This is a genomic window from Coleofasciculus sp. A1-SPW-01 (assembly GCF_040217205.1).
In the GTDB taxonomy this organism is placed as follows: Bacteria; Cyanobacteriota; Cyanobacteriia; order Cyanobacteriales; family Coleofasciculaceae; genus Coleofasciculus; species Coleofasciculus chthonoplastes_A.
In genome coordinates this window covers 72,206-85,538 of the sequence record NZ_JAVJNP010000147.1, presented here as the reverse complement: position 1 = coordinate 85,538, position 13,333 = coordinate 72,206, and the positions used below count along the sequence as shown (strand labels likewise).

The 13,333-nt window shown below is 48.7% G+C and carries 6 protein-coding genes and 1 pseudogene; 2 read left to right on the top strand and 5 right to left on the bottom strand.

Annotation, left to right across the window (positions count from 1 at the left end; translation table 11 throughout):
- The 3 genes and pseudogenes from RH949_RS22805 to RH949_RS22795 form a co-directional block, all read right to left on the bottom strand.
- A pseudogene (locus tag RH949_RS22805) lies at nucleotides 1-679 on the bottom strand (hypothetical protein); the annotation flags it as partial.
- A gap of 537 nt (nucleotides 680-1,216) precedes the next feature.
- Nucleotides 1,217-1,609: a hypothetical protein gene (locus RH949_RS22800; protein WP_446356347.1), complete on the bottom strand. Its 393-nt coding sequence runs from the start codon at nucleotides 1,607-1,609 to the stop codon at nucleotides 1,217-1,219.
- Nucleotides 1,610-1,613: 4 nt separating this feature from the next.
- The gene (locus RH949_RS22795) at nucleotides 1,614-4,655 is read right to left on the bottom strand and encodes a CHAT domain-containing protein (protein ID WP_446356345.1); all 3,042 of its coding nucleotides are present in this window, start codon (nucleotides 4,653-4,655) and stop codon (nucleotides 1,614-1,616) included.
- 914 nt (nucleotides 4,656-5,569) lie between these two features.
- On the opposite strand from RH949_RS22795, the gene RH949_RS22790 reads away from it, so the two are divergent.
- Entirely contained in the window at nucleotides 5,570-5,893 is a 324-nt protein-coding gene (locus RH949_RS22790; protein WP_006098841.1) for a hypothetical protein, read from the top strand.
- Nucleotides 5,890-6,273, top strand: a complete 384-nt coding sequence (locus RH949_RS22785) for an aspartyl protease (protein ID WP_044205122.1) — start codon at nucleotides 5,890-5,892, stop codon at nucleotides 6,271-6,273. The genes RH949_RS22790 and RH949_RS22785 overlap by 4 nt, the downstream gene beginning before the upstream one ends.
- A gap of 11 nt (nucleotides 6,274-6,284) precedes the next feature.
- On the opposite strand, the gene RH949_RS22780 is transcribed toward RH949_RS22785, so the two are convergent.
- Nucleotides 6,285-7,280: a response regulator gene (locus tag RH949_RS22780; RefSeq protein ID WP_006098769.1), complete on the bottom strand. Its 996-nt coding sequence runs from the start codon at nucleotides 7,278-7,280 to the stop codon at nucleotides 6,285-6,287.
- Complete coding sequence (locus RH949_RS22775; protein WP_446356342.1) at nucleotides 7,280-13,306, bottom strand: PAS domain S-box protein; 6,027 nt, start codon at nucleotides 13,304-13,306, stop codon at nucleotides 7,280-7,282. The genes RH949_RS22780 and RH949_RS22775 overlap by 1 nt, the downstream gene beginning before the upstream one ends.
- Between the last annotated feature and the right edge of the window lie 27 nt (nucleotides 13,307-13,333).

Sequence of the window (13,333 nt, the reverse complement as noted above, 5' to 3'; positions counted from 1 at the left end):
CTTTTCCCAACAGTTCAACAGTGGGAGATTGGTTGGTGTTGAGAGAGATGAGGATGTGACATTGTTGGGCGGGGTTATCGGGTTGGCTGGGTTGGGTGGCGAGGTAGTGGAAGAGGTGACTCCCGAAGAGGCTGTCTTGATGCTGGAAGCTGGGATTGAGGGGAGTGTTGGCGAGGAGGGCGGTGGCGCATTGTTCAGCGAGGCTGGCGCAGTTGGTTTGGGCGTCTACTTCGGCGTATAACAATAGGGTTTGTCCGAGGGAAGCTTGGATGGTGTTGGGGAGGAGGGATTGGGGGCTGAAGTGTTGCAGTTGGGGGAGGGTGATGTCGAGGTGGGGAGAGTCGGGGGTGAGAGTGAGATCAATGGCGTAGGTGTCATTGAGGCGAAAGGGTTGCAGATTGGCGGTGATTTTGAAGCCATCGGCGGTGGAGATAGCGCCTAAGTCGATATCTTTGGCGTGGGTAAGCCAGTAAGTTTTTTGTCCGGGTTCGTTTTGGGGGGTGTATTCGGTGTTGGTGTAGCAGATGAGTTGGGATTTGAGGGTAGTCAGTTCAGGGAAATGTCCCAGATTAGTCAGATTATCCCATAATAAAGCCGCATCATCTGCCACGCGATCGGGGGCGTCGGTGAGGGTTTGACGCAGGTGGAAGGCGTAGAGGGTGAGGCTGACGTTTTTCATTTATGGGTTATTGGTCTTATGTCTTATGTCATTTGTTGATGGAAATTGCCGAGATTTTTATTAGCCTATAATACAGAATATCTGTAGGGGTACGGCATTGCCGTACCCTGTTTAGCTGAAGATATCGCCCCTCTCCCCCAGCCCTGACAGGTGTAGGTTTTTTATTTTAGGGTGGAGACAAGACAAGGAGGACAAGGAAGGAAAGAAGACAAGGGGGGAAAACCGTACAGAATTTGGTTCGGTCAAACTAACTTCTAAAAGCCGAAACGCCCTATTTTTCGTTAAAACTCTTCCTTGTCTACTGGTCTACCTGTCTTCCTTGTCTTACCTGAACCGCAATCTTAAAAAACCTACCCTTGTGAGCTCCCCCAGCCCCTCTCCCACGCCAGCCCTCACCCCCAGCCCCTCTCCCAAGCTTGGGAGAGGGGAGTAAGAGGGGAGCCAGAGAATCCGGTTCCCCTTCTCCCCTGGTGGGAGAAGGGGTTAGGGGATGAGGGGGAAAATATCAGCTTGAGTCGAACCGCCAATCCCTATCGCTTAATTGGAACCTTGAGGATTGGCTGGGTTTGTCTGGGGTGTAGATGGAGGTGAATGTCTGATAATACTATTAATAATCATGTCCTTCGCAGCTGGGCTGGGTTGATTCGCTGGCGTGGGAGATTTGCTTCCGCCAACACCAATTTCTGGAAAATCTCTGATTTCTGCCTCTGTTAACCCCTCTCGCTGTTCCTGGTATCTCTGGAATATCTCTTGGCGGGAGGCAGATTCTTTTAACCAGTTTTCCAGTTGATCCGAGATATTCTCAATATCATCGTCAGGAAGTTGATTGGCGAGTTGATTTAAATTATCCCAGTCTGGAGGGGTGAGTAAGTTGGCGTTAGTTTCGATAACTTTAATAAAGGCAAGAATACTGTTGTCGTAAACAGACATGATGTTAAACTCCTTTGCCAATTAGACAAAATGCAGCCCAATAATAGGGATTGTTAAAGGGTTGGGCTTTTTCCCCTTGTTCGGTTTCTAGTTTCTGGAAATACTGCTTTAATTCTATCTGCCAGGTGGTACTGAAGGGAGAAGTGGGAAGCCAGTCTTGAAAACCTTTGACGGTGGTGTCTCGTAACCAACATTGGGCGGTATTCAGGGCGAGGGCGAGGTTTTCTTGCTGCTGGAGTTCTTGGTAGAATTTGACGATGAGGAGGGCGGTGGCAAAGGCGCTGACTTCCCACAGGCTACTGACTACATTGGTACTCCCGGCTAGGAGGAAACCGTAGGGGAGGCTGATATATTCATCGCTGATATTGTTGAAGTCGGTTAACCCGGTTTCGCAGGCGGAAAGGGTGACGAGGCGACAATTGCTGAGGCGAAAATCAGCGATGATGTCTTCCAGGGTGAGGTTAGCATCGGCTAACTGTAAGCCGGAATCCAGGGGAGAATCGAGATTAAAATAGCCGTGACAGAAGAAGAGGAGACTGTTGGCGGTGTCGAGAGTTTCCCCAGAAGAGAGGAGGGCGGATTTGCTGGCTTTGTCTTTTTTGAGGATATCAATCGGGGAAAATTGTCGGGTGATGGCAGATACGGCGCCGATGTCTTGTTCATATAAGTCAGATGTGGGGGTTTGAATGGCAAACAGGTGCTGGAAGTCAGGGCGTTGTTGCTGCTGGAGTTGGTGCAGGAGTTGGCAACTGGGGAGATAACGGATACCGTCAGGGAAACGGGGGAATAGGTTTAAGGCGTGGAGGGGGAATAGGTGGAGATAAAGATGAGGAATTAGGATTAATTGGGTGCAGGTTTCGGGGATGTAGGTGAGGATATCGTTAATATGGAGTATTTCGGCTAGCTGGTTGAGGCGTGAGGGGAGTGAGGTTTGCCAGTCTTGTTTGAGTTGTTCTGTTTCGGCGTCGGTTTCGGCAAGTCTGGGGGCGTAGTAGGCTTGGAGATAGTCGATAGCCCAGGTTTCTAGGTTAGCTAAGTCTTCGGGGGTGGATGTCCAAATGGAGGGGAAACCTCTCTCCAAACCTCTCTCCTGCGAGGAGAGAGGCTTTGAATTCTTATTATTATTCCCTAAATTATCGTTATTCCTTAAATCCTCCCCCTTCCCTGGCAGGGAAGGGGGCTGGGGGGTTAGGTCATTAATAATCACGGCGCGGAAACAGTCATCGAAAATATACCATTCAATAATCGCTGTGTTTGGCTCAATCAGTGTAGAGAGTTGGTCAAACTTGAGGGGTTTATAGGGATAAAGTTCGTTGTAGCGCTGGCGCAGTTGGTTGATGTGGCTGTAGTCTATCTCTTCTACAGTTATCGATTTTGCCGATAACTTTTGTTCCCCAGCCCCCTGTAACTGATTTAGGCGTCGCTGTTCAATCAGAATCTCTTCCTGTAACTGTTGCAATTGGCTTTTGATCTGGGTGGGAATTTCGCCATCGGGGTAAAGGCTGCGACTGGTGAGGAGTTCGATCAGGTTACGGGTTTTGCTGCGTTCGATGTATTCCCAGGCTTGGGTATTGTCGGCTAATTCTAGACAGACTTCGATGGTATGGCGATAGATTCTATTGAAATATTCCGCTAGTTTCTGTTTATCGGCATCATTAGCCGTACCTAAACTAATTTCGACTCTCTGGAATTCAACCGTATCAATCGCTGCGACAAAGGCATGATAGGCGTTGTCCAATTGTCGGGCGTTTCGGTAGGCAAGTCCTAGGTTAAATTGGGTTTGAGTATGCTCTTGGAGAAAGGCTTCACGGGTAAGAACTTGAAGGGCGGCTTGATAGGATGCGATCGCACATTCGATATTCTCAGCCCTCTCTCCCCGAATTCTGTCTCTGTAGGCATTCCCCAGATTATTTTGCGTCATTGCCCAGTCACTAGGAAAAGCCTCACGGGTTCTGACTTCCAGGGCGGCTTGAAAGGACGCGATCGCATTTTCCATATTCTCAGCCCTCTCTCCCCGGATTCTGTCTCTGTAGGCATTCCCCAGATTATTTTGCGTCATTGCCCAGTCGCTAGGAAAAGCCTCACGGGTTCTGACTTGAAGGGCGGCTTGATAGGAAGCGATCGCATTTTCGATATTCTGTGCTCTCTCTCCCCGGATTCTGTCAGAGTAGGCATTCCCCAGATTATTTTGCGTCATTGCCCAGTCGCTAGGAAAGGCTTGACGGGTGTAGACTTCCAGGGCGGCTTGAAAGGATGCGATCGCACTTTCGATATTCTGTGCCCTCTCTCCCCGGATTCTCTCACAGTAGGCAATCCCCAGATTATATTGCGTCATTGCCCAGTCGCTGGGAAAAGCGTCACGGGTTCTGACTTGAAGGGCGGCTTGATAGGAAGCGATCTCACTTTCGATATTCTCTGCCCTTTCTCCCCTGATTCTGTTTCTGTAGGCTTCTCCCAGATTATTTTGAATTGATGCCCAAGTTTCTGAGTGATTCTCGCGGGTAAAGATAGTCAGCGCTAATTCATAACCCGTAATCGCGATTTCCAAGTTAGTGGCTTGACTTCCTAGAGGGAACTGCTGGATCAGATTACTGAATTCACCAATAATTAAGGCAATAGCTTGGGCTGGTTCGGCTTCCACTTCTGCCAGTTTTGCGGTTGCCCAGTCGTACAATATCCGGGCAAATTTATCATCCAATAGATGCAGGTTTTGCTGGAGGAGGGGATAGACAACTTGCGGATTACCTCTACTATCTACAGTTGCTTGTAATACTTCAACCAGGAAGTCGAGTTGACCTTGAGAAGTTGCAGTTGAGTCAGATAATCCCAAGGATTCCCCTAACTGATTCGCCATTCCGATTAAAAACTGCGCGGCATTTTCATCCCCTCTCTCTGCTAACGCTTTCGCCACCTGTGCCATGGTTGCTACCAACCCCGCATCCACTAACTCAGCGTTATCCTGCAATATCTGCCCTTCCTCACCATTGGGACAGGTTAATAGGGCATTAATCAGGGTTAGATAGGCTTGTTGGCGTTGTTCATTCATGGGGGAATTGAGAGGGGAGATGCTAACTATGGTATACCAAAAGACAGAGGGGGAAACCTCTCTCCAAACCTCTCTCCTGCTCTTGAGAGGCTTTGAATTCTTGCCCGTGTGGGGTGATCGGGTTGACGGTAAGCATCATGATGGTAGAGACGTTCCGCCGGAACGTCTTAATATGACGCCAATAGACCCTCGACTAAGGACGCTCTGAGCCTCGCCCATGACGCTTTGAGCCTCGACTAAGGACGCTCTGAGCCTCGCCCATGACGCTTTGAGCCTCGACTAAGGACACTCTGAGCCTCGCCCATGACGCTTTGAGCCTCGACTAAGGACACTCTGAGCCTCGCCGAGGACACTCTGAGCCTCGACTAAGGACACTCTGAGCCTCGACTAAGGACGCTCTGAGCCTCGACTAAGGACACTCTGAGCCTCGCTGAGGACGCTTAGAGCCTCAACTAAGGACACTCTGAGCCTCGCCGAGGACGCTTTGAGCCTCGACTAAGGACACTCTGAGCCTCGACTAAGGACACTCTGAGCCTCGCCGAGGACGCTTTGAGCCTCGAACTCGACTCAGGACGACAGATACAGATGCGATCGCACTATACAGGGTGCGTTACATTTCATTAACGCACCCGACAAGATCTGCGATCGCACTTTTGGATAATGCTGTGTGGATTTCTCGTGCTGTTGGAATTTAGGTGCAATTTTATGATGATGGCGAGCATTCTTGTAGGGTGAGCATCTTGCTCGCTACTCATACCCAATTTAAATGTATGACAGCTTATGGAGTGGCATTTAAAACAGAGTGGGGACACTTTTATTAACACGCGATCGCACGACACCCCCCTGAATTTACTGGGACAGATTTAGCTACAATACCATTACAAAAATCCCTAATGTAACATTCTCTTATCAACATGACATCCTTACCACAGAAGCGCCAACCAAGACGGGGACGAATATTCCCAAAATATACCATTCCGCCAGAAGAATTAGCCAGACGCAGAGCGAAACGCATTGAACTGGGCAAGCGTTGCCGAGTTATTTTTGAACGACTTCGCCCGGAACTGATTGAACAATACTACAATTGGTTCATTGCCATAGAACCCGATAGCGGCGACTATTTAATTGACCCAAAACTAGAAGGAGTGATTCAAAAAGGACAAGAACGTTATGTCAATACTGATGTTAAGCTAACAATCTTTCGACTGAATGAAACCGGAACCTGCGGCACGATATGATTGTAGGCAGGTTTGGTGAAAATGGGGAGTTGTTCTTTGAGATTAAACTGATAGCCGCAAATGGCGAATGTTTTGCCGTTGAAGCACTTCTAGATACGGGTTTTACCACAGGCTGGCTAGCGCTTAACGCTCAGGATATCGAGGCGTTACAGTGGTCTGCGATCGCCTATGAAATCGACATGACAACGGCGCGAGGTAATGAGCTTTTTGACCTCTATGCAGGAACGGTAATGATCGATAACCAAGAGTTTACCATTCCCGTTCACGTTGGAGAAGGACTCCCTGATATTTTAATCGGTTCTCAGTGGTTAGATAGTATCGAACTAATCGTAAAGAAACGAAAGGGTATTTTGACATTAGAAGTTCTGGAAAGGGAGTAAAATAATAACAATCAAACTTCAACCAAATTCCCTACCACGCGATCGCGCCCTTCTACCTTAGCTTTATACAGCGCTTGATCTGCCTCCGCAATTAGCCGATCTGGAGTCGTTTTTGGCGGCGGAATTACTCCAGCTACACCACAACTTAAGGTGACAAATTTACTCACCCCAGACCCCTCATGCACAATCGCCCGCGACTTCAGTTTCGAGCGAATCGATTCTGCTACCTGCATGGCACCTCTGAGGGATGTATTCGGTAAAATCACCACAAACTCCTCACCCCCATACCGAGCTACCACATCCGCTGGACGCTTTGCCGCTTTACGCAAAATATCAGCAACTTGTTTAAGACACTCATCTCCCGCTTGATGTCCATACGTGTCGTTATATGCCTTAAAAAAATCAATATCACACAAAATTAACGACAAAGGTGCTTGCTCCCGCGCCAATCGTTTCCACTCCTGCTGCAACGCCTGATCAAAAGCCCGACGATTGGCAATCTGAGTCAACCCATCCAAATCAACCAACCGTTGCAACTCCTGATTCATTTCCTCTAACTTCGCCTTCAGCACCCGTTCTTGCTCAATTTTGCGGTGTAACTCCGCCATCACCCAATGGGTATGCAGTAACCGCCGCACTCGTTGCCGCAGCACCGCCCAATGAATCGGTTTCGTGATATAATCCGTAGCGCCTGCTTCAAAAGCGCGGTCTACGGATTCCTGATTATTAAGTCCCGTAATCATCAACACAGGTGGACATTTCTGACCAAATCGTTCCTGTAACTGAGCGCAACAGGTAAACCCATCCATCACAGGCATCATCGCATCCAACAAAATAATATCGGGTAACTGTTCGGTGCAAAACGCCAGACATTGATGCCCATCCCCCACTTCTGACACCCGATATCCCTCCTGTTCCATCGCCCGACGCAGCACCAGGCGTAGGGTCTTTTCATCATCCACAATCAAAATCAGGGGCGGGTCACGGTGAAAGTCAGGCTCATTCATCATAGTTTCCTCGGATGCTCTTGTTGCAACGCAGTGACAACTCGCTCATACTCTGCATCAAACTGGGAAATCAGGGTAGAAGCTGGCTCTAGGTTTCCCGTGCGACCCAACGCTTCTAAATCAGCACACAGTTTCGCCAAACCCGTTGCACCAATCGTTAGACTCGATGATTTCAATGCATGGGCAGATTGGTGCAAAGCATTAGCATCATCATGAGCGATCGCACTCCGAATTGCTTGTACCCTAGGTGGGGAGTCTTCCAGATAACTGTCAATCACTTCCGCGATTAACCCCTCATAATCATCTCCGGCAATTTCTCTTAAATCTTTCAGCACTTGCCGATCCAAAGCAGGGGTGACACTGGAGTCTGAGGTTATTTCTGGCACAGATACGTCCTCATCTGAATGATCCCTTATACTATCTCTGCCTTCTTGATCCAGCACTTGAGCATAAGTGGTTAAGGCTTGCACCAAGGCTTCCGGTCGAATCGGTTTACTGATATAGTCATTCATACCCACTTGCAAACATTGTTCTCGGTCTCCCTGCATCGCATGAGCAGTCATGGCAATAATCCAGGGTTGGCAAGCTGACGACCATTCAGCCCGGATGCGGCGAGTTGCCTCCAATCCGTCCATTTCTGGCATCTGCACATCCATGAAAACAACCTGATAGGACTTACGACGCAGGGATTCCAGCGCCTCTTGTCCATTGTTCGCCACATCGGCGCGATATCCTAAGCGCTGCAACATTTGGCGAGCCACCTTTTGATTGACCGCCACATCTTCGACCAGCAGAATGCTTAAGGGTAGCCTCTGGGCAAACTGAGCCTCAAGCAGTCCCAATAAGCGATCGCCTGGACGCACCGAAATCCGCCTACGTCCTAAAATTGTCACAAAAATATTATAAAGCTGGGATTGCTTAATCGGCTTGGTCAGAAATGCCGCAAAGTTGGGCATATCATCGGGTTGATATGGGGTTTGCCGACCCACAGAACTGAGCATGACCAAGGGGAGTTGTTCATTATTCGGTAACGCCTGGATTTGTAACGCTAAGGTCAAACCATCCATTTCTGGCATTTGCCAATCCAAAACCGCCAGATCAAAGGGTTCTGAGTCGGCTAACCAGTTTAGCGCTTGCTCTCCTGATGCGGCTGTTGTCACCTCCATTCCCCATGACTGCGCCTGTAGGGTGATAATCTGCCGATTCGTCGCATTATCATCCACTACCAGTAACCGTTTTCCTCGTAACTCCGGTTGGGGTGTATCCAACTCCGCCGTGACCGAATTGGGGTCTGATTTCACTACAATCGTGAAATAAAACGTCGAACCTTTCCCTACCTCACTTTCTGCCCACAAGCGCCCGCCCATCCGTTCACTCAAGCGCTTACTAATCGCTAAACCCAAACCTGTCCCCCCATAATTGCGGGTCATCGACGCATCCACCTGAGAGAATGGTTTAAACAACCGATTCATGCGATCGCGGGGAATGCCAATTCCTGTATCTCTGACCGTAAATTGCAGTTCGTAGGTTTGTTCGGCTTCCAGATGTTCCACCGGAACAGCTCCCCCAGCTCCCTCTGCTCCCCCAGCTCCCCCAGCTCCCTCTGCTCCCTCTGCTCCCCCAGCTTCCCCAGACACCGCCCGACTGATCACCGATACCACCACTTCCCCCCGTTCCGTAAACTTCACCGCATTACTCAGCAAATTCACCAGAATCTGTCGCAGGCGGGTAATATCACCCACCACGGTGGCTGGGGTTTGGGGTTGACCCTGAGCGAAGCCGAAGGGTTCAATTAAATAAGCGAGTTCCAATCCCTTAGCCGTCGCTTGAGAGGCAACTAAATCTAAAGCTTCCTCAATACAAACATGCACATCAAAGGGGTGTTCCTCTAACTCCAATTTGCCGGATTCTATTTTCGAGAAGTCCAGAATATCATTAATAATCGTCAGTAAAGCTTCACCACTGCTACTAATCGTATTAGCAAAGTCTTGCTGTTGGGACGTCAACTCAGTATCCAACAACAATCCAGCCATACCAATTACCGCATTCATCGGCGTGCGGATTTCATGGCTCATCATTGCCAGAAACTCACTTTTTGCCCGATTAGCGACTTCGGCTTCCCGTTTCGCTTTATGTAAGGCGAGGTTCTTCAGCGTCAATTCTTCCCGCCGTTGCTTTTCCTGTTCTAAGAGTTGAGCTTGAGCTAACGCAATCCCAACTTGCGCCGCCACCGCTTCTAACAGTTCAATTTCATCGTCACTCCACTGACGGAAGCGATCGCATTGATGCAGGCAAATAATACCATTGGTCTGCTCCTGATACGAAGTCCGCACCGAAAGCATGGATTTAAGATCCATCTGACGACAAAGTTGATTCGCCCCCTCTAATTGTGGATCAATATAAACATTCTCGGAACTCACAGCTTGGTCTTGCGCCAGCACCGCTTGGGCGTGAGGATTGCCCACAACGGGAATCGTTTGCTGTCGGGTTGACTCATAACCGGGTTCTAGATACTCAGCCACCAACGGAATTTGCGGACAAGGCTTTGCCAAATAGGTATGAATCAGACAACGATTTACACCGAAAAGCTGACCCACTTGCGTCGCCGCCGTCTGAAAAATATGCTTACTGTCTAAGCTTTGGCGAATTTCTTGGGTAATTTGTTTGAGCAGCAACATCCGTTGTAATTGCCGCTCTAATAAGGTTCTGGCTTGTTGACGTTCGATCTCATGACCCACCCACTGTGCCATGAGTTTGAGCAATTGAGGGGACACCGAGCGATTGTTGGCGGTGAGGGTGGTGGAAGATTGATCGAGACTGAAAAAGCACAGTACCCCATAAACAGTCCCCGCTACCTTGACACTCGTACCCAGATAGGATTTAATCCCAAACGTGAGACAGGCTTGATGATTTGCCCATTCTGTATCTTCAGCCGACTCGAACGCGATCGGTTCCTTGGCGTGAATCGTTTCGCTGCAAATTGTCTGTCCTAATTCAAACGTATCTCCCGCCTGCACCTGTCGAGGTGATTTAGGCGGAACTTGAGCCGCAATCACCAGACAGCGCCCTTGTTCAATCTGAGACACAATACCGACATCGTGACCAAAATGACGCCGCCCCAAGGCTAAGAGTCCTTGTAGGCGTTGCTCAAACGTGAGTTTGGGTGCAGCAGCCACTCGATATAAAGCCCGAATCGCGGCTTCGTCTTGGCGCTGTTGTTGTTCAATCTGTTTGCGCTCGGTAATATTACGGATAATCCCAATAATCTGATTGTCCAAAAATGGCACGAGTCGGGCTTCATAGTTTTGCTCCCCTGTCTCTAAGGATAAGGAATAGTCCAGACTAACTGGGGATTGGCTCTGAATTACCTGCGCGATCGCCCCCTGAATTTTATCACTCACATCAGCAGGGAGAACATTGTGTACCGACTGTCCCAAAAACTGTTCTGGCTCGACATATAATTCACCCAAATTGGTAGCTTTATAGTCGAGAATCGTTCCATCTTGACTCAAGCGAAAATATAAATCGGGAAGGGCGTTAAAAATCGCTTGCAGTTCTGAATTTTTCTGATATAAGATTTCCTCGGCTTGTTTGCGATGAGTAATATCACCAAAGGTAACGGCAAATCCGTCGCCTAATTTGACAGCGGCGATTTGAAACCAAGCCTGAATCCCTTCGTGGCGGTAATGAAATTCTCGCTCAATCGGAATCCCGGTTTCGGTTACCTGAACATAGAAATCAAAGAGTCCGTCTTGGCGATTTCCTGGCATTTCCACGAGCAACTGCTGACCCATCAGTTCCTCACTCGTCCGTCCCACCATGCGTTCAGCAGCGGGATTAATCAGCAGCCATTTAAAATCAATAATCGTCCCTTGGCGATCGCGAACAGCTTCAAATGCCATCACCCCATCCAGGGAACTATTTAATACCCCCGATAGCAGGGATTGGGAATACTCTAGGGCGGCTTGACTTTCTTTCACATCGGTGATATCTATACAGGAGCCGATATATCCCAGAAACCCCCGATTCGTGTCAAATCGCGGCACACCTGTATCTAAAATCCAACGATATTCCCCATCAGCGCGTCGCATTCGGTACTCCATGCGAAAGGTTTGGCGCTGGTGAAAGGAATGACTATAAATCTGTAAACAATTGTTCTTGTCCTCTGGATGTACCACCTCTAGCCACCCCTCGCCCAGTTCATCTTCTAAACGGCGTCCGGTAAACTCTAACCAAGGGCGATTGAAAAACGTACAGCGTCCATCGGTTCCAGCCACCCATAGTAGTACAGGCGCACTATCTGCCATGGTACGGAAACGGGCTTCACTCTCCCGTAAGGCGGCTTCGGCTTGCTTGCGTTCAGTTACGTCGTGAGCAACACAATAAATTAATCCTTCTTCCACTAAGGCTTTAGCATTCCACAACAGCCAGCGATAGGAACCATCGCGACAGCGATAGCGATTTTCAAAGGCGATAGAGTCTTTCCCAGTTGTTAGTTTTTCGGCTTCCGTCAGAGTCACAGCGCGATCATCGGGATGAACCAATTCTAGATAAGGTTGGGCTAATAATTCAGCTTCACTCCACCCTAAAGTTTTTTCCCAGGCGGGATTCAGGCGTCTAAAATAGCCATCAAACCCCGCAATACAAAGCATATCAACGGACAAGCCAAAGATGCGATCGCGTTCTTGTTCGGCTTGGCGACGTTCGCTAATATCGGTTTGAATGCCAATATAGTGGGTGAGTTTGCCATGGCGATCGCGGATGGGGGAAATGGACAATTCATTCCAGAAGCGTGTCCCGTCTTTGCGAGTGTTTTGCAGGATGACGTGACAGTCTTGTTCGTTTTTTAATGCCGCTTTTAGTTTATCTAAGCCAGGTTGTTGCTGATTATCTCCTTGTAAGAAGCGACAGTTTTTTCCCAAAACCTCTTGAGCTGAATAACCAGTAATTCGCTCAAAGCCGGGATTGACGAAAATAATCGGATTATCGGGTACATTTGGATCAGTAATCAGGATACCATTACTACTGGCTGCGATCGCCCGTTCCAACAGTTGTAAGCGCACCTCAGTCTGCTTGGATTCAGTAATGTCGCGGGTGACTTTGGCAAACCCCCGCAGGTATCCTGTTTCATCGCGCAGCGCCGTAATAATCGTTGTACACCAAAAGTGGGAACCATCCCGCCGCACGCGCCACCCTTCATCCTCAAATCGACCCGTTTCGGCGGCAATTTTTAAGGATTGTTCGGGTTTACCGCTTTCTTGATCGTCCTTGAGGAAAAAACACTGATAAGATTGACCAATGATCTCTGATGCTGAATACCCTTTCAGACGTTGAGCGCCTGCATTCCAGCTAACAATCTTACCCTCAGTATCGAGCAGGTAAATCGCATAGTCTTTGATCCCGTCAATCAGCAGGTTTAAGCGTTCATCACTGGCTTGCAGGGCGAGTTCGGTTTGCTGGCGATCGCTAATATCGCGAATCAGCCAGAGAATTCCAACAACGTTTCCTTCCCTATCTTTAACGACACTATTGAGGGTTTCGCTGCTGAAAATATTCCCGGTTTGGCGTTGATAGTTTATCCGTTTGGACTGATTGAAATCTGCCGAATCCGGATTCATCGTCTGTGGATCAAACTCCTCAGAATTCGCATACAACTGCGATAAGGGTTGTCCCACTAAGGCTTTTGTTGGATACCCAAAAAGCTGATTAAAAGCTGAGTTAACCTTAACGATAAAACCGTCTGTATCCGTAACAACTACCGCCTGAGGAATCGCTTGAAACAATGGGGCGAAGTCGGTTGGTATTGTTTTAGTCAAGTGTTCTGGGGAATTGGCAAAAGCGGTAGCATTTCTTTTTCGTTGAGTTTGTCTTAAGCCGACTAAACCTATAGCCAGTAACCCCATGACAGCCAAGACACCGCCATACATTAGCACTGGGCGAATTGGGCTGAAATCAAAAAGCCAGCCAGCTACATTAAACCAATAAATCAACCCATCGATTAACAGTCGATTGAAAAAGGGAAACATACAAACAAACTCTACCGAGCGGAGAAA

Bases quoted from the DNA above. Each gene is read 5' to 3' on its own strand.
- RH949_RS22800 (WP_446356347.1), bottom strand. From the start codon at position 1,609: ATGTCTGTTTACGACAACAGTATTCTTGCCTTTATTAAAGTTATCGAA.
- RH949_RS22795 (WP_446356345.1), bottom strand. From the start codon at position 4,655: ATGAATGAACAACGCCAACAAGCCTATCTAACCCTGATTAATGCCCTA.
- RH949_RS22790 (WP_006098841.1), top strand. From the start codon at position 5,570: ATGACATCCTTACCACAGAAGCGCCAACCAAGACGGGGACGAATATTC.
- RH949_RS22785 (WP_044205122.1), top strand. From the start codon at position 5,890: ATGATTGTAGGCAGGTTTGGTGAAAATGGGGAGTTGTTCTTTGAGATT.
- RH949_RS22780 (WP_006098769.1), bottom strand. From the start codon at position 7,280: ATGAATGAGCCTGACTTTCACCGTGACCCGCCCCTGATTTTGATTGTG.
- RH949_RS22775 (WP_446356342.1), bottom strand. From the start codon at position 13,306: ATGTTTCCCTTTTTCAATCGACTGTTAATCGATGGGTTGATTTATTGG.